The organism is Sporolactobacillus kofuensis, assembly GCF_024125425.1.
GTDB classification, from domain to species: Bacteria; Bacillota; Bacilli; order Bacillales; family Sporolactobacillaceae; genus Sporolactobacillus; species Sporolactobacillus kofuensis.
In genome coordinates this window covers 35,520-58,981 of record NZ_JAMXWN010000011.1, presented here as the reverse complement: position 1 = coordinate 58,981, position 23,462 = coordinate 35,520, and the positions used below count along the sequence as shown (strand labels likewise).

Below are 23,462 nucleotides of genomic sequence, written 5' to 3'. Positions count from 1 at the left end.
GTATAGCATACCTTGACTGTAAAATAACAGCAAAATGCGAACGGATATTCCCAATTTTGTTATCCATGCAAATAAAGATGAGCCACATAGAATCTTCTAATTTAGTCAACAGGATACCCAAGCAATGCGCGCCCTATAAAAACGAGAAAACGTGCTTTGGTCAGGATAGAGAATAAGCAAAGCGTAAGTTGTACTGATCCGTCTCCCATTTAATTATTTATGTGGATCCAATGCGCAAAAATTCGAGATCCATGCGCGACTTAATTGATCCAATGCGCAAATCAGGAATTACCTATGTAGGTTAAGAAAAACCGCCTGTCCTAGATCTTAAATCAATTACGATTTGATTGCTCGCTTACACAGGCACACCGTGACCCTCCTCGAACAGACAAAAGTCTGCGGATTCGCGCTGATACCTGTCTCGCAAGAGTCTCGTATCTGCATCATTCGTTCACAACCTCTTGCTTTATGAGCATATTACTTTCTTTACTTGAACTAAAAAACTTCCATGGCATGATGCCACAGAAGTTTTTTTCCATTCATATTTATTTATGAATGAGTATCTTCACCCATGTATTTTTCAATTTCTTCAACGATACCCTTTGCTGCTTTGCGACTCAGAATCAGTTTGCCATTCGCCAAAACAAGATTATCCGGGGAAACTTCATTAGTAATTTGACAAGCCATACTCGGTACATATTTTTTAAAAATAATATGATCATCTTCTGTGAAGATTTCGAGTGGATCGCCTTCTTTAATGTTCATCGTTCGTCGTAATTCAATAGGAATGACGACACGTCCAAGCTCATCAACTTTACGTACAATACCTGTCGATTTCATGAGTGTACTCCTCCTCTCCAACTTATCTACGCTCACCAACTTGCTCTTCGCTCTAAATTACATAAATTATAGCACCTAGAAGTGAAACAATGTTCGAATTATCTACTGAACGCGACATTTTTTGCACTTTTTTCTTTTGACATTGCGCTGTCGGCATCCACTAGGCTTACGTTCACTTCGTTCATTCGAAAAGTGATTGGAACAACAGACCGGTATTTGCAGCATCTGACGCTCGCTCTTTGTTCTGCGGGCAGCGCGTCACGCAAAGCTAGACTTCCATCTCATTTTCAGAGAAACCTGGAATGTGCGTCACTGCTGTTTCCATTTCCGGATTTTTGTTCCAGTCAAAGTATTCGCAGGTTTACTTACAAATTTGTCTTTTGGTTGAACTTCCAATGGTCACTTTCAAGAAAAAGTAGTCCAATTTTATGATCATCATCTTCGTGAATCGGACCTTTTGCAAACCGTTGTTGACCAAATCGGTCAATCACCTCAAGCTTGCAATACGCGGCGTGTTTCTGCAATGCTTCATAAAATTCATAGACACTACTGATCTCCTGATCATTGACGCGGCAAATTTCTTCACCCGGTTCGATACCCATTCGTGCGCCTAGCGAGTGAGGAATGGTTCCGATGACGCGTAGGCCATTATTGGGCATTAAGAAACAAAATGGACGTGTCTCACGCAAATGATGATGGTACCAAACTAATGTCAAACGGCTGACAAGTGCAATAAGACCACCGATCACAATCAATAGAGGTAAATGGATGAAATAAAACACACCAGAAAAAATAGCTGTCGCACACGCAGTAAGCAGCATCCAACGTGATGTCTGACGCGTAGCAAATGCAGGCAGTTCGTGCGTAATCAACTGTGCAAAGCCTATACCGAGTGGAAATAAGGCGAATCCGAATGAAGCCCCACTTGATACAAACGGCCAATGCCCGATTGCTCCAACAGCATCCGGCATCGGAACAAGAAAGAGAATAGGGGCAATCCATAACTGACAGGCTTCATGGGCACCAACTAGTCCCCCTCGATGACTGCTTATTAATCGTGGCGAAGTCTGAGAAGCACCCCAGAAGAAAACGAGCGCTGTCTCAGCCAGTAGACAGATCGTCATAAAAATGCCGAACGACAGATAATCCATCCTATGGATGTCGATGATCCAGCTGTTCACAAGCGGATAGTCCGTATGTATGACGGGCATGAAATAAGCAGCAGCAAGGGTGATGCCACTTGCGAGAGCCGGCGATAGAAAACGCTGCTGACAGATGAGTAAGGTCACCAAGTATCCAGCCGAAAAGAGCACGAGAACACCCGGTTTGAGACTCACACCTGCAAGAACGAGAACAACGGAAACCATCATCCCAATCAAAAGGCTTGGTCCAATACTTGCAAAAATAGAGTTGAACATTCCATAAGCCTTGACTCGAAACGAGCGCCGTTCACGTCTCACGCGCTGTGCACTATACACGAACAACGCGATGAATAACAGATATAATATTGGATTTAAGAAAAATGAAGCTATACCATAAAGTATCACTTTTAAGCTGTCAACCATCGGTCATTCCCCCAGGATCAATCAGTCATTCACTCATGCATTTATTTGTTCATTTTATCTATAACAACTTGATTTTTCGCCAAATTATTCATGTTTTCCTGCATAAATAGTAACTCTCTATAATTATACATGACGTGACAACCTTCAAGCTAAATTTTGTGAATTTAGTTACATAAAAATTGGTGATTGTGTCCTGGAGATTTCCATTTCAATTCCACCAGGGTCAATCTGAATCAGTTTTCTATAGAAAAAAGATGACTCAAATTAAACTCTTGAGTCATCTCCGTTACTCTATTCAATTTCATGAGGAACTTTTGATTTCAGCCCCTAATTCTCTCATTTTTGAATGGCGTTCACAATCTCATTAACCGCGGCATTCAGCTGACGATCATTTTTCTGATTGCTGATTGCCGATAGCGTTGCCTGCTGCAATGCATCAGCAGTTTTCTGATTAATGATACCTGAAGCAGGAAGTTTCTTTGCTTTCTGGAATGCTTTTACAGCCTGAACGGTCTGTGCACTGAAATAACCATCGGTGCGTCCAGGATTCTGACCTGCTGCTTTCAACATTTTCTGTGCATCAGCGATCGTGTCGTTATTCTGATCCGCCTTAAGCGTCTTACCCTTTTTCAAGATGATCGGCGCAACATAGTAGTAATCCGGCTGCTTCACATTAATGGTTGGTTTTATGCCTTTCTTGTGAATCCAGTCACCGTTCGGCGTCAGCCATTTGTCGGTTGTTAATTTTAGCTCACTCTTATCGGAGAGTTCAATACCTTGCTGAACAGTCCCTTTACCGAAGGACTTCACACCGACCAATGGATAGCCACCTGCTTGATGAAGCGCACCGGCGAGAATCTCCGATGCAGAGGCACTTCCGCCGTCAATCAATGCGGTAATTGGATAGTTCTTTTTCTTTTTCAACGTTGAATAGAACGGCTGCTTTTTACCGGCGCGATCTTCAATTTGAACAATCGGTTTGTTGTCTGGTACAAGCAAGTTACCTATTTTCTCAACAGCTTGGAGATAACCACCCGGATTGCCACGCACATCAATAATCAAACCTTTCATACCGTTTCCTTCAAGTTTGCTGAGTGCAGTGGAAAATTCTTTATCCGTATTCTCGTTGAATTGTGTGATGGCGATATAACCGATCGGTTGACCGTCTCGCTTGATCATCTTACTATCAACAGTCCGAATTGGAATATCATCACGCTTAATCGCAAAGGTTAGCGCATTGGCAACTCCAGGCCGTTTAATCCCGATTCGGACGACTGTTCCCTTCTTGCCGCGGATCTTATTCACCGCTTCATTAATATCAAGGCCATCCGTTGATTTTCCATTAATCGTAACAATCGCATCTTTTGGCTTTAATCCCGCTTTTTCTGCCGGTGATCCTTTAATTGGTGAAATAATGGTGACTTGTTTGCCAACCATTTGGACCTCCGCACCAATCCCTTGGAAGGATGAGGATAACGATTGTGTAAAATCAGATGCTGTCTTCGCATTCATGTAGCTCGAAAAAGGATCATTCAACGCTTCAATCATGCCCTTAATGGCACCATCATACAGTTTCGATCCGCTGACTTTTTGAAAATATTCCTTTTCAATTAAATCATGTATTGCCTTAATTTTTGCTGTATCCTTATCTGATATAGTCGAACCGGCTGTCGCTGTTGCAACAGGTGCCTGGCGACTCTGAACAACGCCGAACACTGCGTAGGAGCCACCTGCGCCAACGACCAGTGCGATCGCCATAAGCAAAGCGACCACTTTGCCACTGAACTTCTTCATCATGTATTGCCTCCTCAAAATACGCCGGTGCTCATCGAAAAATGCCGGCATCCAAAAAATTAATAGACTTGATCCAGTAAGCGTAGAGATTCTAATGACTCGGCGGTTAATCTCCAATGTTCCGAAAGAGCTGTCCCGTTCTCCGACCACATATCATCTTTTTCGCTTATTTGTACTCTTTTATTCATTTTTTCCGAAGAATATAATCCTTATCTTACAGCAATTGAACAGTCCTGTCTCGAAAACATCATTTTGAACCATGAAAGCTATTCCGTTGATAGGTGTTAGAAGAACTGGACAAAAACCGTCCAGTCCTTTCTTTACATCAATTCTGCTTCGTTTTCTCGCTTGCCACGGGTGATCCAGGAGCCTCCTCGGCCATTCATAAATCTGCCGAGTCACCCGAGCTCACTTTCCTGCAGGCGTCTCGCATCTTCGCCGAATTTTTAAGTTAAAATTGTTACTCTCTTATTTTAAAAAAAACCACCTGAAGAATACGGGTGGCTTCGAAATTCAAACTTTCAAGAACTTACGTACAGAACTCATGCTGCCCCAGACGCCGATTATTGCACCGATACCGACCAGCAACAGGCTCAAATTCGTCGTCATGGTGTGATAAGGGATCAACCGGATGAACATCTGCTGCAGATTGCCTCCAAGGCCGTAATAGGCGAATCGGTACACAACCATGACCAATACGACCGGAATCACCGATCCAAGAATTCCCATGACCAAACCTTCAATGAAATATGGCCACCGGACAAAGGCATTCGTCGCACCAACCAGTTTCATGATTTCAATTTCTCGGCGACGCGCAACAATCGTTAGCTTAATGGTATTCGCAATCAAGAATACCGAGGTAAACAGCAAACCGATAATCAATACGATGCCGACATTTCGAGCAATTCTTATGAAATGGAACAACTTTTCAACCGTACCTTTTCCATAACGCACATCGGTGACATTCGGTAAATCTCTCACCTGGTTAGCGACATGAATCGTTTGTTCCGGTTTCTTCGTTTTTAGAATAAATGCGTTGGGCAGCGGATTTTCCTTCTGAAGATCAGCAAAGCTCTTCTTATCATTGCCAAGACTCTTCATCAGGCTGTTCAAGCCTTGTTTCTTAGACTGGAACTGTACAGACTGCACATTTTTAACTTCCTTGAGGTCTTGTTCAAGCGCATCCTGCTGTGCTTGTGTGATGGATTGATCCAAATAGACACGAACCTCAACATCACTTTCAATATCGCCGGCGATCTTGTTTAGGTTAAACATTACCATCAGGAACAGACCAACCAGAACGAGTGACACGGTTACAGCACTCACTGAAGCGAACGTCATCCAACCGTTCCGTCCGAGGCTCTTAAAGCTTTCATTGACATGTCTTCTCAGAGTTCTAATCTTCATAGCCATAGTCCCCTTCCTGCTGGTCACGCACTATCATACCGCCTTCAAGAGCAATAACTCTGTGCCTGATCTTATTAACAATATCTCGGTTGTGGGTTGCCATGACAATTGTTGTTCCCTGTTCATTGATCCTTTTGAACACGTCCATAATCTGCCATGAAGTTTCCGGGTCAAGGTTACCTGTAGGTTCGTCGGCAATCAATACAGGAGGACGGTTGCATATTGAGCGCGCAATGGATACCCGCTGCTGCTCGCCACCGGAAAGTTGATCCGGAAATGAGCGCATTTTATGTTTCAAGCCGACCAGATCAAGTACTTCCATGACACGCTTCTTGATCGTCCGCGGATGTTCTTCAATAACTTCAAGTGCGAACGCCACATTTTCATAGACCGTCAGTTTCGGCAATAATCGGAAGTCCTGAAAGACAACACCAATTTTACGTCGAAAATATGGGACCTGACGCTCACGCAAATTCGCGATATTTTTATTATTAATGAATATCTTGCCTCTTGTAGGCTTCAATTCTCTAAAAATCATTTTAATAAACGTTGATTTACCTGCCCCACTTGGGCCAACAATATAGACAAATTCGCCTTGTTTGACAGACAGATCAATGCCGTTCAATGCCATGACCCCATTTGGGTAGGCTTTCCAGACATTTTGCATCAAAATTACGTCTTCCATAAAGTTCCTTCCCCCAAAATCTTTTTTGCACATTTTGTCTTTATTTCTAGAAATCTGTCTGATTCACTCATTTCTATGTAAAACCATTCGCACGAATCATTAAAATGGGTGGGTTGCCATGAAGTTAAGCAAGGACACCATTTTTGCGCACAAACTATGTAGAAAAACAAAACACTCCACTAATCAATAGTAATTATACCATCAGAATCCGACATAATCCCTACGAAAATTATTACATTTCAATTTCAAATGAAGTATTGTAATGAAATTTTTTGATGAAAAATGGCGAATAACGCCGGTGAAACGGTTAGATTCTTCTCTACCCGGAACTAATATGAGTCCCCTTTTTCTTGATGTAATTGTCCGATTGTGGTTTTCGCGCGTGGGCTTCCGCTTTTCGCGCATTGATTCCCTATTTTTATGCATTGGCTAAACATTAATCAGAAGTCGATTATTTTCTAGGCAACAAAAAAACGGAGGTGAAATTCCCTCCGCTTAAGTCTTAAAGCAAGTCCCTTAACTGCGTTTATAGAAACCTTTACCAAATACCTCAGTTGCATTGGTCAAAATGAAAAAGGAATCCGGATCAATCGAGCGAACTAACTGCTTTAGGTGTGTCAATTCACCCTGTGAAACGACAGTCATCAGCATCGGCCGATTATCGCCGGTATAACCCCCTTGGCTCGTAATTCGCGTCACACCACGATCAATTTCATCCAGGATTGCTTGACGCATTTCATCTTCTCTTTCAGAAATGATCAGTGCCATCTTTTCTGTATTAAAGCCGAGCTGCACAACATCAATCATTTTAGCCGTTACATAAATACTGATTAATGCGTAGAGTGCCGCCCCAAGCGACATGAAGAAAGCTGAAGTGAGTACAATCACCCCGTCAAAAAGTGAGACACAAACCCCTAAGGAAATGCCGGTATACTTATGTACAATTTGTCCGGCGAGTGCTGTGCCTCCAGTAGAGCCGCGCCCACGAAAAACAAGTCCTAAACCAACCCCGGTACCGACGCCGCCAAACAAAGCACCAAGTAATGGGCTCTGCGTTGCAGCAGGGACCTCGGCTGTCAAGAAAACGAAGAACGGCAACGTCACCGTGCCAAGCAAGATCTTCATCATGTAATCTAAATAACCAAATTCTTTGCCAAGAATTACTAAACCTAAAATGAAAATCGGTAGATTCAATCCCCACTGGGTGTAAGAAGGTGCCCAGCCGAGCGTCCAGTGCAACACAATACTGATCCCAGCCACGCCGCCGGAGGCAATATGGGTCGGAAGCATAAAGGTGTTAAACGTAATTCCGACGATAAACGAACCGATAATGACGAGAATATAGTCCATTAAAATGGCAAATTTTCCACGCGGAACAACCGTATGCTTGTCCCTTTTCTTGAAGAAATACATAAAAATGCTCCTTTACCGGAAGAACAGTCGGTTTCACTAAATACTGTTCTCCAAAATCCAAAAAAATAGAAGAATGCTCTTATTTTAATGCATGCGTTTCATAATGGTCAATCGACTTCTACATGATTGACGTTAAATCGCTCATCAATAAAATAAATCCTGAGAAAAAAGTAAGTCGCGCCAAACGGATCCGGATCCGTACGCGTGCCAAAAACCTGTATTGCGCGCGAGTCTGCTTCGAAGCCGCACGAAAAATCGATGGTGATGCGCGTATCTCATTAAAATACGCGCAAAAAAGGTGTCTCACAGTCATTAGACTTTTGAGACACCCTCTCTAACCTTGCGTTTCACAGATGTAGGCGCAGGTATGCATCAATAAACGGATCAATATCTCCGTCCATGACGCGGTTCACGTCACCAATTTCAACATTGGTGCGATGATCCTTCACCATGGAATAGGGGTGGAAGACATAGGAACGAATCTGGCTTCCCCAGCCGATTTCTTTCTGCTCGCCGTGGAGTGCAGCCATTTCTGCTTCCTTTTTCTCTTCTTCCAATTGGTATAAGCGTGATTTCAACATCTTCATTGCCTGATCACGGTTCTGAAATTGCGACCGTTCCGACTGGCAACTCACAACAATACCGGTCGGGAGGTGCGTCATGCGCACAGCGGAAGAGGTCTTATTGATGTGCTGACCACCGGCACCACTCGAGCGAAACACATCGACACGCAAGTCTTCCGGACGCACTTCGATCTCAATATCATCATCAAGTTCCGGAACAACTTCACATGAAACGAAAGAGGTGTGTCTCCGTCCGGCAGCATCAAATGGCGAAATACGTACCAGTCGATGAATGCCTTTTTCTGCCTTCAGGTAACCAAATGCATCCGGCCCTTTGATCAGCAGGGTCACACTTTTCACACCGGCTTCATCACCCGGCAGATAGTCCAATGTTTCTACAGCAAATCCTTTATTTTCCGCCCAGCGTGTGTACATACGCAGCAGCATCGATGCCCAGTCCTGAGCTTCAGTACCACCGGCACCCGGGTGCAATTCAAGAATTGCATTATTGCGGTCATGCGGTCCACTCAGTAGTAAGCGTGTTTCGTAATGATTAAATGCCTCACGCGCTTCCCCAAGTGATTCTTCCAGCTCCGCTTTGAGGTCTTCGTCTTCCTCTTCTTTGACCAATTCATAGGCAACTTGAAGATCTTCGAATTTGGTTTCCAGGTCGGTGAGACTATCAACCTTCCCCTTTAACTCATTGGATTCATCAATGACCTTCTGAGCTTTTTCATTATTATCCCAGAAGCCTGGCATTGACATTTTTTCATCCAATTCAGCGATCTTTGCCTTCTTGTTATCTAAGTCAAAGAGACCCCCTAAACTCTTTGAGACGAGTTTCCATCTCATCAATTTCGTGTTTCATTTCAGGTAAATCCATGTTCATCCTACTTTCCATTTCGCACAGAATTATTTTCCGTGGCAGTTTTTATATTTTTTACCGCTGCCGCATGGGCACGGATCATTACGGCCAACATGTACTTTGCGCTTCACTGGTTGCTTCTTTGCCGGTTCGTCGTCCTGACCACCAGAGATAACGCGCAGACCATGAGTCACACGTTCACGTTGAATCGGCTCCTCTTCACGAATTTCTGCTTTCATGAGGAAGTTTACGATTTCTTCGTCAATGCTGGCAACCATTTCTTCAAACATCTTGAAGCCTTCAATATTGTATTCACGGTATGGATCTACTTGACCGTAAGCACGCAGGTAAATACCTTCACGGAGCTGTTCCATCGCATCGATGTGATCCATCCACTTTGTATCAACCGTACGCAGAGTAATCACACGCTCAAATTCGCGCATCCGTTCCGTAGTGAAGAGTTCTTCTTTTTCATCGTAGCGATCGATCGCTTTTGCATAAAGTTCATCGATCATCTCTTCAGGATCTTTACCATCCAAATCCTTGAGCGATAGGCTGCCTTCATCGAACACTTTAGCATTCAAGTAGTCAATAACACCTTGAAGATCCCATTCTTCCGGCACTTCGCGTTCCGGTGTGTGTGCCTGAACTTGGCTCTCAATAACAAGCTTGATCATGCCTTCAATATCAGGACGGAGATTCTTCGATTCGAGTACTTCCATACGCTGTTTATAGATGATTTCACGTTGTTGGCGCATAACGTCGTCAAACTTAAGCAATTGCTTACGGGCATCAAAGTTATTTCCTTCAACACGCTTCTGTGCAGCTTCCACTGATTTGCTGACGAGCTTGCTTTCAATCGGTGACGAATCATCCATACCGATGCGTTCCATCCAGCTCTTCATTTTATCGGAACCGAACCGTTTCATCAAGTCATCTTCAAGCGACAAATAGAAACGGGATTCACCAGGATCGCCTTGACGTCCAGAACGTCCACGCAACTGGTTATCAATACGGCGAGACTCATGACGCTCCGTACCGAGAATGAATAGCCCACCAAGGTCAGCGACACCTTCACCAAGTTTAATATCGGTACCACGACCAGCCATGTTCGTGGCGATTGTTACCGACCCTGCTTGACCGGCGTTTTCAATGATTTCTGCTTCGCGCGCATGGTTCTTCGCGTTCAATACGTTGTGCGGTATACCGCGCCTTTTAAGTAGTTTCGAAATCAATTCAGAAGTTTCAACAGCTACAGTACCCACCAATACCGGTTGACCGCGATGATAAAGTGTTGCGATTTCATCGACAACTGCATTGAACTTACCTTTTTGTGTTTTATAAATTAAATCCGGATTATCAACACGGATCATTGGTTTATTCGTTGGGATTTCAATAACATCCATATTGTAGATACTTTGGAATTCTTCTTCTTCGGTCTTCGCCGTACCAGTCATACCGGAGAGCTTTTTATACATACGGAAGAAGTTCTGCAAAGTAATTGTTGCTAAGGTCTTGCTTTCGCTCTGAACCTCAAGCCCTTCCTTAGCTTCAATTGCTTGGTGAAGCCCTTCGCTGTAGCGACGACCTTGCATCAAACGGCCGGTAAACGGATCGACAATGATGATCTGACCATCCTGCACAACATAATCTGTATCACGATGCATGATCGCATGTGCCTTCAATGCTTCGCTCACATGGTGATTAATCGTTACATTGGAATAGTCATACAAGTTCTTAATGCCGAAGAAGTTTTCTGCCTTGGTCATCCCTTCTTCAGTCAACTGTACCGATTTTGTCTTCAGGTCAACGGTGTAATCCTGTTTTTCAGTCAGAAGGCGGGCGAATTGGTTCGCACGTACGTAAAGGTCGGTCGACTTCTCGGCATTACCGGAAATGATCAATGGCGTACGCGCTTCGTCAATGAGAATGGAGTCCACTTCATCGACAATCGCAAAGTTTAATGGACGCTGTACCATTTCTTCCTTATACAGCACCATGTTGTCACGCAAGTAATCGAAGCCAAATTCACTGTTCGTACCGTATGTTATGTCGGCACCATAGGCTTCTTTCTTTTCCTCAGGAGATAACCCGTTCGTGTTCAAACCAACGGACAACCCGAGGAAATTGTAGAGCAGTCCCATTTGCTCAGCATCACGGGAGGCTAGATAATCATTGACCGTAACCAAGTGAGCACCCTTGCCTGCCAATGCGTTCAAATAAAGCGGCATGGTTGCGACCAGCGTTTTACCTTCACCGGTTTTCATTTCAGCGATGTTTCCTTGATGCAGTGCAATCGCACCGATTAACTGAACATAGTAAGGGGTCATGCCCAAAATACGTGTCGATGCTTCACGTACAACCGCAAATGCTTCCGGCAGCAAATCATCCAGCGTTTCACCATTTTCCAAACGCTGCCTGAACTCCGGCGTCTTTGCTTGAAGATCGTCATCGCTCAGCGCCTTCATTTCATCGGCTAATTTCTCAATCTCATGCGCGACTTTTTCCATCTTGCTGAGCTTGCGGAGGCTTGTATCCCCTAAAACCCTTTTGAGCATTCCTATCATGCCTGCATACACCTCATTTAAGATTTCTGATTTGGTGCCATTTGCCCGCACCTTCACAGTCAATCACTCTATCTTGCTTTCACGTATAAACCTGTCCGAAAAAAGTTCTTCATCAATATGTTCTCTATTTTATCAATATTCGCCGACTGTGACAATTGCAGCGCGATTCGTTCATGATATTGACGCAATAACAATCAATCACTCACAATACGTTCGCAATCAGTTGACCTTTTACGGGTTAGCGAAATGTGAATAAGTCGAACAATTTACATTATAAGGTAAAATATAGAAGTTGGAAATAGACAGCTCCGTGGACAAAACCCTAATAAGGGATCTGAATTTGATTTTTCCTATTCCCCTAGTGCTAGGGTAGCTTATCGGTCTGTTTGGTAATTTTATCGATCGTTTCAGCAGTTTTATCGGTCTGTTTTATGATCCGAGTGTTCATCACTTAAAAGAGGAGATTCGCATCTGCGAACCTCCCCTCAGCTGTATATTGATAATGATTTAATGTTATTCCTGGTCAATCAAGCCAAACCGTCCGTCTTTACGACGATAAACGACCGCCGTTGAATTGTCTTCTGCGTTATTGAAGACGAAAAAGGAGTGGCCAAGCATATCCATTTGAAGAATGGCTTCATCCACAGTCATCGGCTTAAACACAAAGTGCTTTGTCCGGACAACGTCAAGCGCTTCCTCTTCCTCAACAGTTTTCGTCGCTGTATTTCCGGTATTCTGTAGGGCTTGCTTTGCCCCCTGGCGACTCTTTCGATTAAGTTTTGTCTTGTATTTCTTTACCTGACGTTCAAGCTTGGAAACCGCCAAGTCAATGGCTGTATAGAGATCTTCCTCGCCAACTTCAGCTCTCAGGAGAAGGCCTTGAAGTGGAATCGTAACTTCGACCACCTGTTCCGTATTATGCACACGCAAGTTCACCCGTGCACTCGTATCAATCGGTTCGTTGAAGTACTTTTCCAATTTGCTGATTCTCTTCTCTGCATAATCCTGCAAAGATGGTGTCACTGTGATATTTTCCCCGCGAATAATAATATCCATGAGAAAGCCTCCCTTCAATACTATATACATTCGCCATTCCCGTCCGAATTCCTTCTCAAACATCAAAATATTTTTACAACAAACGCTTTCTTTTTTCTATTTTCGACAAAAAGTGCATATCTCAACCAATTTTTCCATTCATGCAAAATAGGTATGATTCGCATGCAATATTCCAATCAAAGCATAGCCGATTAAAGGGTGAAATTGTATTGACCCTGCTTGGAATAGCACATATAATAATTACGCAAACAGGAAAGATCGCCACAAAAATCCCGATCTTGTCCAATATTTTCCTAAATACATTCATGACTTTAGTGTAAGCATATCTAACACAGTCTTTTGAATATATTCATAACACAAAGGTAATAAGCGAGACGGTGACCATATCTCTTAAAAGGAGTTTTGACCATGTCAGTCAAGAAGGAAGAAATCATTGAATTGTTCGAACGGCTCAATGAAGACGAGAAAGAATCCACTTACAATTACTTGCAATTCCTCGCAAGTCTGAATACACATAACGAAGACGAAGCACTCGCAGCTGAATAACCTGAATAGACCTATCGAACGCCCATCCGTTAACGCTTAGCGGGTGGGCGATTTATTTAACGTAAAATTGATTGAACAAAGCTAAAAAATAAAGACCTTAGGCGAAAGCCTATCAATGGTCTTAGTGTATGTGTAGCTATATAATTGGTGACAATTATTCATGGCGATCAAAGAACGAACCTGATTGATTTAATAATGCGTTATTATAACCTCGATATTGAGTCAGTGATTTCTTTTGGTGCCGAAAATTGTTCATTTCTTCAATGAGATTTTGCTTTCCTCTTGTCATTATCTCATTAATTTCCTTGTTTAGTTCAACAATTTTCTTTCCAAGCACTTTTTCTTCAGGAGAGTAATTATCAGTCAGTCCTTCAATTAATCGCTGACGTAAATCTAGTTGCGTTTTTAAATTTTTAACTATCTCAATTGAAGGATTGGACAGTTGTTGTTCAGCACACTGTTTAAGCTTTAAGGTCACTTCATAAATTTGTTGGACACTCATCAGACATGTGTCCTTACATTACCACTCGTATTTTGACTCTTTCGATTAATCTCCAAAACTTCTTTCCATGTATCGCGAAAATCAATGACAAGACGTTCAATTTCATCAAGTATTTGAAGATCATTTTTTATATTCGCAGTAATCATGCGCCGATGAATGTAGTCATACATGCGCATCATATCTCTTGAAATAGATTGCTTTTCATCTAAAGTAACCATTAATTCAGTGATAATTGCCTGTGCTCGTTGTAATTTTTTATTCTTTTCTGCATAATCCCCGTTCTCACACGCAAGCCGAGCCTGTCTAATAAACTTTACACACCCCTCATAAAGCATTAGTGTTAATTCACCAGGAGATGCCGTAAATACGGAATTTCTTTTGTAAGTCTGATATGGATTATTTGGCATACCTCTTCCTCCTGTTTTTAAAATTAACTAAACGTACTTTGAAGATAGCTAGCCTGCGAGTTCGCTTGTTGAATGGCTTCTTCCATCGCTGTAAATTGACTGTAATATCGTGTTTGAATTGTTTTTAAATGATCTTGAAAAGTGCTTATTTGATCACTAAGTTCATTTATACTTTGTCCAATGAAAAATTGATTGTTTGCAAGTGACACTGTTCCTGCCTGTGTCTTTATCTGAGAGATTGTATTATTAATGGTTGTATACATTCTCTTAGCAATGCCTTGTGTCGACGTACTTGAATCAGAGGTACTACCACTCGTAAATAGTTTCATTACTCCATTTGGATCAGCAGAAATTGCAGCTCTTAATTTACTTTCATCAATTTCTAGTTTGCCATGTTCCGTATAATCACTGCTTGTCGTGATCCCTATTTGAGCTAATTGACTATAGCTTCCACCGGTAATACCGCTAACAACATTATAAATATTTTGTCTCATTGTACTCAAAGCGTCCGTCAAAATATTATCATTATAAAGTGTTCCTTGACGTGCTTTCTCATTCCAGTTTGTTATATCTGTATCAGACATTTGTGCTTTCTGTGCTGAAGTGAGTGGCTGATAGTCGCGGTCAGATGGTGTACTAATCATATCGTTAATTTTAGAAATCGTGTCATTATACGTATCAACGAAACTTTTGATTTTATCGTACATACCATCTGTATCGGTGGCTATACCGACAGTCACTGTTTGTGATGAAGGAATGGCACCATTTAGTGTAAAGGTTGTGTTATTAATCGTAAATGTATTGGAATGACGCGTCGTACTCATTCCATTGAGTGTAAATGTCGCATCATTTCCACCTTGTTCATATGCACTATTTAATTTCAATGTGTTAGTAAAAAATGAACTATTGAACTGCATTTCCTGACCACTTGAATTATTGTTTCCAGTATTTGTTGTCGAAATAGCAACTTGTTGAGAGGCCGAATCATAAAAACTATTAACTGTTCCGTATGAATTTATTTTTTGGAGAATGCTATCAAGTGACATGCTTCCATTAGCATCAAATTGAATGGGTACCGCCTGACCACTTGAATTATAAGTGGTTAAATCAACATTAACAGTTTTATAGTCATACGAGGCAGTAATTGTCGAGCCCTTTACAATCTTATTGTTAAAGCTCAATTTACCGCTTGTATCAACAAGAACTTTATTTGGATCCGACGAGTTATTATAATCCACTTGTGATGTGAAAATTGAGTAATTCGTTGTCGCCGTGCCATCATCAACAGTGATAGAACTTGCTGTAGCCGCACCATTATTCAAATTAAAGGCTGTTCCATCAGCAATTACTGAGTGTGTCTCATCTGTAATAGTATGACTATCCCAAGAGATACTACTACCATTAGTTAGATAAGCAGCTTGATCGATTAATGCTTTACTCGAGTCAAAGGATGAAGTAGCAATACTCGTAGCAATGCCATTAGACGCTTGACTATAATTCGTTGCAACAGTCGCTAATGTTGCATTAGTAATCGTATAGTTGGCATTGTTTGCCCCTGATGCAGGTGTAACTGTAACCTTAGTCGAATCACTAACAGTAGCCGCTTTTGTATAACTTGATTGCAAGGTCATAGTATTCACTGAATCCAGCAATGTGGAGAGTTGAGTGCTCATTGTACGATAATCATCGCGTTTCCACTCAAGCAGCTGCAGCTTTTGATTCATCGTATCAAGAGGAACTGATTCAGCTGCCATAAGTTTATTGACAATACTATCAACATCAATTCCGCTTGCAAGTCCTGATACTTGCAAGGCACTATTGCTGCCCGTATTCAATAGATAATAATTTGATGACGCTGACGAAGAAGTACTACTAATCGTAGCCAAACTTAACGCCTCCTTTTAAGCTCTATCGTTTATAATTAAGCCAAGCTTTTCTGCAATTGACGCGTACATCTCTAAAAACTTCTTTGGAGGAATTTCGCGAATCACTTGATGAGTATTTACATCTTGAAGTTGAACATAATAAGTTTGGAGTTTATCAAAATAAACATATTTTAATTCAGTAACTTCTGGCTGAAGGAGTTTATTTGCTTCATCTACCAGTTTCTTTGCTTGATTTTTAGTTAAGTCCTGTTCCTGACTTTGATTTGCTTGTACCTTATTTATCTCTTTGGATCGCTCCGTAATCTGTTCAGTTGAGTAATCATTTTGAATGGACGGATCAATATTTATCGAGCTAATACTTTCATTCATTTGCTCCCCTCCACAGCCATCAAATAGATATATCTATTTATTCTATCGGTTGAGATAAGGAAAAATTTAATTCAACACTTTACTTTTGAATATATTAGTACATGTTTATCCATTCATAACTTTGTTTATTGCATTTTCCATTCGATCAACTATTTTATCCGTTTTATAATCACTAACTGATTTTTGACACAGTTCTGGTTCTGGTAAAATTTTCTCTTCATCTAGAATATTTTGAATAATGTCATGTAACTTTTTATCATCACCACAGGGAAACAACCATCCGTTTACATCATCGTTTACAATTTCATCTGCTCCATCCCAAAGGCTGGAGATTACCGGAATGCCTCTAGCTAATGCCTCAATTAAAATCAAAGCAAAGCCTTCAAAATCAGAAGAAAGTATTAATACCGAAGCATCCGACACTGTTTCCCACGGTTCACTTTTCCACCCATGCCATTCAACATTTGAATTCAGGTTTAATGATTTAGATAAGTCTTGCAATTTAGACTGATCAGGTCCATCCCCAATAATATCGAGCCTCCAATCTCCATTAAGATGTTCTAACGCTTTTAATAAAACATCTACTCTCTTTTGATTGTTGGCAATTCGACCAACGTATATCATTTTTAGCTTTTCAGATGGTCTATTAACTAGATAACTTTTTTCAAAATCAATTGTATTTCCAATATAGTAGACGTGTTTCGAGTCAACATGTTTCCCAATCTGCTGTGCAATACTTTTTGATATAGCTAGATGTCCATCACAAAGGTTCAAATAACTTTCTCCACCAAATACATTAGGTGGTCCGTGCAACCAAGAAAGAATAGTTGGTTTTTTCACAGGATTCATTTTATTAACAGCCATTCTGCAAAGCCAGCTTATTACAGGCGTATGCGTTGCCAGAATGACATCGGGCCGTCCAAACATTTGAGTGAGTCTTTCATAATTTGATGAAAAGAGATCTCCTGTGCTTTGATCAAGTGGTGAGTAAACACCTGCCTCATCGCCGAAATAATATATGTTTGAAAATTGTTCAGCCCAATCAAAATATTTAGGAGGAGCGATTTGGAAAACTCGTACTAAATGACCTCTTTTCTCTAACTCATTGGTAACCAGTTTAATAACGTTTTCCAAGCCTCCTTTACCGACTGCATAACCCAGTACAATATCAATAATCATATATGTTCTCTCCTCAAACTGGGATTAAAATGAAAAATCATAATTACTTTTCTTCTAGTGAGGTTCTAATAAAATTCCATACTCTTTCTGTTGAATGATCATCTTGATATTGATGAACAATATGCTTTAATCTGTCTCTTTCTTTGCTGAAGTAATTTATGTCTGTCAAAGATTTAACTATCTGATTTTCTAGTTCAGTTTGTGATGTAACTTTTGGTCCTGGCGTCCATTGTTCATATGGATTTAAAATGAATCCCCTAGATTTTCGGTAAGATTCAAGATCGACAGGTGTAAAAATAATAGGTCGATTTAATAATAAGAAATCAAAGTATGTTGAAGAATAATCGGTGATTAACAAATCTGCACCACTTAATAATTCATAAACGTCCAGTTGATATTTGGTTAGCAGGTCAGATGTTAAAGCAAGTATATTTTCGCTTTGTTTTATATGACTAATGAACATTCTTTCATCAGCTGGATGCAGCTTTACAATCAGCTTGAAATGATGATCTTTCAGATATGCTTCAAACTGATTTAATTTAAAATCAGACATATCAAACAAATTTTCCCAACTTCTACTACCATCATTCCTATTCAGGCGTGAAGTATGTCGCCATGTTGGCATATAAAAAATATATTGATCGTTTTCATTACAAACATTAAATAATTTTTTTATATTTTTCCTACCTTCTGATTGTAATAGTAAATCATTTCTCGGTACTCCTAGAATTTTGAATTTTTCCTCATCTATACCGAAACATTTTTTCATTGATTGATTATACAAATTTGAATAGGAAACTACAGCATCTACGTTCTTCCATTGGTCTTTAATTTTTTCCTTACCAACTTCGCTTTCATCCATTAAGCCCATAGATTTTAAAGGAAAACCATGCCATAATTCAATTATTTTTTGCTTTTTCGTGATGTTTCTTTTTTCAAAAGGATAGTTTCCCTCAGTTGTAACAACCACGTCATTTTCAAGTAATTGATTAAAATACTGAAGGTCATTTTTTTGTTCTATAAGATTGACTTTATACTTTAATCTTATATCATCAGGAATGTGTCTCATCAAAGCAGTTACATTAGATCCAGACAGTGGTGTGTAAATAAGGGCTACTTTTTTTCGCGTTTCTCCCCAAGTTGTTTGATTAGAAAGATAGCGACTATCCGGATAACATTCTAAAGCTAATTGTTGAATGGATAATTCTAATTTTTCTGCGTTCATCCGATGTACAAGTTTTGCCAAATCCTCCAATATTTTAAAATTATAAAAACCCTTTTGTATCGCTTGATTAGAAAAATTATAAGCCGCCTCTAATAAATTATTTTTCTTACTCTCATTAATCAAATTAAGGTATGTTTGTTCATCGAATAACGCATTACCTGATTCTTGGTAAAATTGGACCGCCAGATCATTAAAATGGTAGTGATACAGCATATGTCCGATTTGAATATTGACAGATTTATCAAAGGCATTTCTGAAATTCAGAAGTTCTTCAAATAATCCGAACTGCTGTAAGCAAATAGTACGGTTTAAAATAGATAAGTAAAGAGGTAAATCTTGATCGCCTTTCCCATTTCCGGTAATTAGATTAATAATGCTTTCGGCATTCTTATATTTTTTCCCATAAGAAATAAGTTCATCCTGACGCTTTGACAATAGACTAGAAATTATGTAATCCGAAAAATCGAAAACCCCTGTGTTAAAGATTATTGTCCTTTGTTTCATCGGGAGCTGATTAATTAATTCAAGAGCTTCAGAAGATTTATTACTAATTAACAAGCACTTGGCTTTAACATCGACGTTATTAATATACCTCGTCTGAGCGATCAATTTCTCAGTATATTTGCTAGACTCAGGGAAATTAAAAATAACTTTTAATAGAAATAATGCACTAACTTCATTTCCTGTTAGTAATTTTTCATCTTTGAAAAAGTGATTAATTTCTTCGTATGGACTGTTTTTAAATAATAAACCAAAATATCTATTTAATAGTTCCTCGTCATTCCTATTTTCCTGAAATGCTCTGGTATAATACAGTACTGCTTTCTTCAGATCATTTTTTTCTTCATAAATCTGCCCCATCCATTTGTTTGGAAGATATGAAATGCTATCTGTACTAAGCAAAGCTTCCTGATATTTATCCTGATCATTAACAATATCATTTAATTCATATAGTGCATCATCCACCCTCCCTTGAAGCAAATAAATCTTACCTTTTATTGCTTTGAAGTCAGCATAAGAATCAAAGATTGATTCACTATCCCGTATCACGTTTAATGCATCATTATAACGCTTCAAAGTTACAAGACATTGACACATTTGTATGAGACAGGTGCCAACCCAAGAATATTTAATATCCGGTGCTTTCTGATAGGCTTTCACATAACAGTCGAGAGCTTTTTCTGTTTTCCCTTGAGATACGAGCTCATTTCCAAGATTAAAATAATCAAATCCAGTTTGTCCCTCGGCATTTATCTCTTTATTAATTAATGCTCGATTTCTTGAACCTTTATTTTTGACTGTGACTGTATTGGAAAGATACCCTGAATGATAGACGACAAGTTTTGAAACATGTGAGCGAAGCTCCTCGCCATCTGTTCTCTTCAGTTGTTCATGTATCGTCCGATAATATTTGATTGCCGGATCATTTTTGTAAATTCTTACATGATAATTATTAAAAATAGCTTGGGCATCCTTACCAGCAAAATTATAGATTTTGACTACACACATATTAAAATGATCCTGATTTTCTGTTAGCTCATTGCGAAGTTCCAACAAATTCTGATAATCGACAAATTCATCAGCATCTAGTGCCAATATCCATTCACTCGTTGCTTTAGATTGCGCATAATTCCGTGCCTCTGAGAAACTATTATTCCATTTGTAGTCAAAGACTTTATCAGTGTATCTGTGAGCAATTTCTTTTGTACGATCTGTTGAACCTGAGTCAATAATGACTATTTCGTCAACACCATCTTTGACTGACTCAAGGCAACGTTGCAGCACATTCTCTTCGTTTTTTACAATCATGCATAGGGATATAAGCCCTGACATTATATATACCTCCAAAAAAGTTTAAATGAAAAGGGGGATGGGATTCTACTATAATAGAACCCCACCCCCCGAAAAATCAACTTTATTTCAAACAATTTATCTAAGAAGTTGAAGAACACCCTGAGGAAGCTGATTTGCCTGAGCAAGCATAGCCTGAGCTGCTTGGTTCAGAATATTATTCTTCGTAAAGTTAGCCATTTCAGAAGCCATATCCACATCAGTAATACGTGATTCAGCATCTGTAAGGTTCTGAGAGGATGTACTCAAGTTATTGATTGTGTGTTCAAGACGGTTCTGCAAGCCACCCAAATTATCACGTTGCTTTGAAACCGTTTTGATTGCAACATCAATAGCGCTGATTGCAACACTTGCACTTGTGTTGTCTGCTGTCAGCGATACAATCTGTCCAGATGTAAAGCCTGAGAAGAGAGAACCCGCACTCATATTACTAATACCAAAGCTTAAAATTTCACCGCTGTTGGCACCAATTTGGAGAGTACCGGTAAAAGAACCACCTAAAAGGTTCTGTGTGTTGAATGCCGTTACCTTACTGATTCGATCCACTTCGCTGTAAAGATTACTTAATTCTGTATTAATTTGGCTTATATCATCCGCAGTATTCGTCGTGTTACCAGCTTGAACAGCAAGTTCACGCATACGTTGCAAGATAGAAGTTGTTTCACTTAAGGCACCTTCAGCAGTTTGAATCAATGAAGTACCGTCTTGAGCATTACGTTTTGCTTGATCAAGACCATTAATTTGAGCTTTCATTTTTTCAGAAATTGCAAGTCCTGCAGCATCATCAGCAGCAGTATTAATACGCAGACCTGAAGAGAGTTTAGCCAGAGATTTTTGTGTTGCAGATTCGTTTTTGCTTAACTGATTTAATGTATTCAGTGCAGCAATGTTGTGGTTGATAATCATAACTAATTTCCTCCTTGAATTATGAAATCCACGTCCATGTGGAATTGTATTTCGGCAATTAAGAAGGCGCCTTCCTAATTGCCTTACATTTTATTTATCGACAGAAGAAAGAGGATGTTTAGTAGATTAAGACTTTTTCTTTTATCTTTTATTTAAAAGTTCGAAGCACCTCTTTTTACTTTTCTAGCATCAGCAAATCGATCTTTATTTTCTACTAAACACAACCATTTAAAGTTTTGACAGCAAGGTAGAAGGGAATCATTTACAAACTGTTGAAAATCCGGAGAACCTCTGTTTTTTTATTTTATCCATCTTCCTCGCTTGACGCTTCTGCTAAAATCCCTCACCATAACGTTAGTATCTTTTGTAACAGGGTGATCACATGACCGAAAAGCAAAAAATCATCGGTGGCTTTTTTTCACTTGAGCTACCAAAGCACACCGAATACCACGAACAAGCGCTGCGCCTGAACAGTGCGCGTTATTGTCTCGAGTATGTACTTCGTGCGCGAAACTATAAAAAAATATATTTACCTACCTATATTTGTGACAGCGTACTTCAGCCGATCAAGCGGCTCAACATTGATTATGAGTTTTATTCTATAAATGATCATTTTGCGCCTGTTTTGGATCAAACTCTTGAAAACGATGCATGCTTCTATTATGTAAACTACTTCGGATTGAACTCAAGCAATATCCGTGAATTTTGCCAAAAAATGAAGCATGTTATTGTTGACAATACGCAGGCGTTTTTTGCTCGGCCACTGGCGCATGTGGATACTTTGTATTCGGCGCGCAAATTTTTCGGTGTGCCGGACGGGGGTTATTTGTATACCGATGCTGAGGATCGAATTGGTTTGGAGCGAGATCCATCCTATTATCGATTCGATGCGCTGTTGAAGCAGATTGATCTTGGTAGTGTACCGGCAGAGCCACTATTCGAACAGAATGAAGCATATCTCGACACATGCGGAATGCATGCGATGTCTCGTACAACTCAACGGTTGCTAATGAGCATTGATTATGAGCATGTGCGCGCGATCCGAAATGAGAATTTCCTTTATCTTCATAGACAAATTGGGCAGTACAATCAACTGATCGCGGACTTCAGCAATGTAAACGGTCCGATGTGCTATCCATTCCTCATCGACCGCGGTGAACAATTAAAAGATCTTTTACTGAAGCACCGCATCTATACTGATGACTTTTGGGAAGAAGTGACATCGCGTGTTTCCGAGTCAAGTTTCGAATATCGTCTTGCTAAACATTTGATCCCACTGCCGATTGATCAGCGCTACAATGAGGTAGACATGCGTGCGATTGTCCGGATCGTTCGAAGTTTTCTTGGTAACACATTCTATGGTTGAATTATTCCAAATCGTTTATAATATAATTAGAATAAAAGGTGCACATAATAAAACCGCCGATGGTTGCACATCGACGGTAAGGTAACAACAAACTGCTTCAAAGGCAGCTACCGCACCATTATTGAAGTACACGAAATAATCCGCTTGGCTCGGGTAAAGTCATGGGCGGATTATTTTTTGTCTTTTGACGACACGATAATTAGCACAAGCACTGCAAATTGGATCATTAGTGAACATGCCTCGTATGTCGTCATTTGCCTCGCCCCCTTCAGAAAGGGAGATGCGGCGCCACCCATGAGCTTTTGTTGTCCTATTTATTTTACCATGAAATCTGGATAATTCAGCAGAATATCAGAACGTATATTCTCCTTTTTACAAAAATGAACAACACATGTGATGCTCGGCGCAGAAAGCGGTTTCTCATGTCGCCAAACAACCAGCATGAGCAGTCCAACCACCATCCACAAGTT

18 protein-coding genes are annotated in these 23,462 nt (G+C 40.3%); 2 read left to right on the top strand and 16 right to left on the bottom strand.

The annotated features are described in order from the left end of the window. Positions 1-549 precede the first annotated feature (549 nt). From NIE32_RS10075 to hpf, 9 genes are all read right to left on the bottom strand, one after another. Entirely contained in the window at positions 550-840 is a 291-nt protein-coding gene (locus NIE32_RS10075) for an AbrB/MazE/SpoVT family DNA-binding domain-containing protein (protein WP_253076767.1), read from the bottom strand. 365 nt (positions 841-1,205) lie between these two features. Beyond that, positions 1,206-2,405, bottom strand: coding sequence for a cell division protein (locus NIE32_RS10070; protein ID WP_253076766.1), 1,200 nt, complete (start codon positions 2,403-2,405; stop codon positions 1,206-1,208). Positions 2,406-2,741: 336 nt separating this feature from the next. Next, positions 2,742-4,199: a S41 family peptidase gene (locus tag NIE32_RS10065; RefSeq protein ID WP_253076806.1), complete on the bottom strand. Its 1,458-nt coding sequence runs from the start codon at positions 4,197-4,199 to the stop codon at positions 2,742-2,744. Between the two features lie 513 nt (positions 4,200-4,712). After that, positions 4,713-5,606, bottom strand: coding sequence for a permease-like cell division protein FtsX (gene ftsX / locus NIE32_RS10060; RefSeq protein ID WP_253076765.1), 894 nt, complete (start codon positions 5,604-5,606; stop codon positions 4,713-4,715). Then, on the bottom strand, positions 5,596-6,291 hold the full coding sequence (gene ftsE / locus NIE32_RS10055; protein WP_253076764.1) for a cell division ATP-binding protein FtsE: 696 nt from the start codon (positions 6,289-6,291) through the stop codon (positions 5,596-5,598). The genes ftsX and ftsE overlap by 11 nt, the downstream gene beginning before the upstream one ends. Before the next feature lie 516 nt (positions 6,292-6,807). Then, positions 6,808-7,704 (bottom strand): YitT family protein, encoded by an 897-nt coding sequence (locus NIE32_RS10050; protein ID WP_253076763.1) that lies wholly within the window; start codon positions 7,702-7,704, stop codon positions 6,808-6,810. Positions 7,705-8,051: 347 nt separating this feature from the next. Further along, a protein-coding gene (gene prfB / locus NIE32_RS10045) for a peptide chain release factor 2 (RefSeq protein ID WP_253076762.1) occupies positions 8,052-9,150 on the bottom strand; the annotation gives its coding sequence in 2 pieces (ribosomal slippage) (positions 8,052-9,086 and positions 9,088-9,150; 1,098 coding nt in all). A 29-nt stretch (positions 9,151-9,179) separates the two neighbouring features. Then, positions 9,180-11,699, bottom strand: a complete 2,520-nt coding sequence (gene secA / locus NIE32_RS10040; protein ID WP_253076761.1) for a preprotein translocase subunit SecA — start codon at positions 11,697-11,699, stop codon at positions 9,180-9,182. Positions 11,700-12,212: 513 nt separating this feature from the next. Next, positions 12,213-12,755: a ribosome hibernation-promoting factor, HPF/YfiA family gene (hpf, locus tag NIE32_RS10035; RefSeq protein ID WP_253076760.1), complete on the bottom strand. Its 543-nt coding sequence runs from the start codon at positions 12,753-12,755 to the stop codon at positions 12,213-12,215. Positions 12,756-13,163: 408 nt separating this feature from the next. Between hpf and NIE32_RS10030 the strand changes: the two genes are divergently transcribed. Then, positions 13,164-13,301, top strand: a complete 138-nt coding sequence (locus NIE32_RS10030) for a hypothetical protein (RefSeq protein WP_253076759.1) — start codon at positions 13,164-13,166, stop codon at positions 13,299-13,301. Between the two features lie 154 nt (positions 13,302-13,455). On the opposite strand, the gene fliT is transcribed toward NIE32_RS10030, so the two are convergent. From fliT to NIE32_RS09995, 7 genes are all read right to left on the bottom strand, one after another. After that, positions 13,456-13,803 carry a flagellar protein FliT gene (gene fliT, locus NIE32_RS10025; RefSeq protein WP_253076758.1) on the bottom strand — a complete coding sequence of 116 codons (348 nt, stop codon included), beginning with the start codon at positions 13,801-13,803 and terminating at the stop codon, positions 13,456-13,458. Continuing rightward, a complete protein-coding gene (fliS, locus tag NIE32_RS10020; protein WP_253076757.1) occupies positions 13,803-14,210 on the bottom strand; it encodes a flagellar export chaperone FliS in 408 nt (135 codons plus the stop codon). Before fliS ends, fliT begins: the two co-directional genes overlap by 1 nt. A gap of 23 nt (positions 14,211-14,233) precedes the next feature. After that, positions 14,234-16,096 carry a flagellar filament capping protein FliD gene (gene fliD, locus NIE32_RS10015; protein WP_253076756.1) on the bottom strand — a complete coding sequence of 621 codons (1,863 nt, stop codon included), beginning with the start codon at positions 16,094-16,096 and terminating at the stop codon, positions 14,234-14,236. Between the two features lie 15 nt (positions 16,097-16,111). After that, entirely contained in the window at positions 16,112-16,465 is a 354-nt protein-coding gene (locus NIE32_RS10010) for a flagellar protein FlaG (protein WP_253076755.1), read from the bottom strand. A 105-nt stretch (positions 16,466-16,570) separates the two neighbouring features. Further along, positions 16,571-17,644, bottom strand: coding sequence for a glycosyltransferase (locus NIE32_RS10005; protein ID WP_253076754.1), 1,074 nt, complete (start codon positions 17,642-17,644; stop codon positions 16,571-16,573). Between the two features lie 43 nt (positions 17,645-17,687). Further along, on the bottom strand, positions 17,688-20,702 hold the full coding sequence (locus NIE32_RS10000) for a CDP-glycerol glycerophosphotransferase family protein (RefSeq protein WP_253076753.1): 3,015 nt from the start codon (positions 20,700-20,702) through the stop codon (positions 17,688-17,690). 96 nt (positions 20,703-20,798) lie between these two features. Further along, the gene (locus NIE32_RS09995; RefSeq protein ID WP_253076752.1) at positions 20,799-21,626 is read right to left on the bottom strand and encodes a flagellin N-terminal helical domain-containing protein; all 828 of its coding nucleotides are present in this window, start codon (positions 21,624-21,626) and stop codon (positions 20,799-20,801) included. 382 nt (positions 21,627-22,008) lie between these two features. On the opposite strand from NIE32_RS09995, the gene NIE32_RS09990 reads away from it, so the two are divergent. Further along, on the top strand, positions 22,009-22,992 hold the full coding sequence (locus tag NIE32_RS09990; protein WP_253076751.1) for a hypothetical protein: 984 nt from the start codon (positions 22,009-22,011) through the stop codon (positions 22,990-22,992). Positions 22,993-23,462 lie beyond the last annotated feature (470 nt).

Coding starts and splice junctions, on each gene's coding strand:
- NIE32_RS10005 (WP_253076754.1), bottom strand. CDS start 17,644: ATGATTATTGATATTGTACTGGGTTATGCAGTCGGTAAAGGAGGCTTG.
- ftsE (WP_253076764.1), bottom strand. CDS start 6,291: ATGGAAGACGTAATTTTGATGCAAAATGTCTGGAAAGCCTACCCAAAT.
- fliT (WP_253076758.1), bottom strand. CDS start 13,803: ATGAGTGTCCAACAAATTTATGAAGTGACCTTAAAGCTTAAACAGTGT.
- NIE32_RS10000 (WP_253076753.1), bottom strand. CDS start 20,702: ATGTCAGGGCTTATATCCCTATGCATGATTGTAAAAAACGAAGAGAAT.
- NIE32_RS10050 (WP_253076763.1), bottom strand. CDS start 7,704: ATGTATTTCTTCAAGAAAAGGGACAAGCATACGGTTGTTCCGCGTGGA.
- NIE32_RS10070 (WP_253076766.1), bottom strand. CDS start 2,405: ATGGTTGACAGCTTAAAAGTGATACTTTATGGTATAGCTTCATTTTTC.
- NIE32_RS10065 (WP_253076806.1), bottom strand. CDS start 4,199: ATGAAGAAGTTCAGTGGCAAAGTGGTCGCTTTGCTTATGGCGATCGCA.
- NIE32_RS10010 (WP_253076755.1), bottom strand. CDS start 16,465: ATGAATGAAAGTATTAGCTCGATAAATATTGATCCGTCCATTCAAAAT.
- ftsX (WP_253076765.1), bottom strand. CDS start 5,606: ATGAAGATTAGAACTCTGAGAAGACATGTCAATGAAAGCTTTAAGAGC.
- NIE32_RS09990 (WP_253076751.1), top strand. CDS start 22,009: ATGACCGAAAAGCAAAAAATCATCGGTGGCTTTTTTTCACTTGAGCTA.
- NIE32_RS09995 (WP_253076752.1), bottom strand. CDS start 21,626: ATGATTATCAACCACAACATTGCTGCACTGAATACATTAAATCAGTTA.
- secA (WP_253076761.1), bottom strand. CDS start 11,699: ATGATAGGAATGCTCAAAAGGGTTTTAGGGGATACAAGCCTCCGCAAG.
- fliS (WP_253076757.1), bottom strand. CDS start 14,210: ATGCCAAATAATCCATATCAGACTTACAAAAGAAATTCCGTATTTACG.
- hpf (WP_253076760.1), bottom strand. CDS start 12,755: ATGGATATTATTATTCGCGGGGAAAATATCACAGTGACACCATCTTTG.
- NIE32_RS10075 (WP_253076767.1), bottom strand. CDS start 840: ATGAAATCGACAGGTATTGTACGTAAAGTTGATGAGCTTGGACGTGTC.
- NIE32_RS10030 (WP_253076759.1), top strand. CDS start 13,164: ATGTCAGTCAAGAAGGAAGAAATCATTGAATTGTTCGAACGGCTCAAT.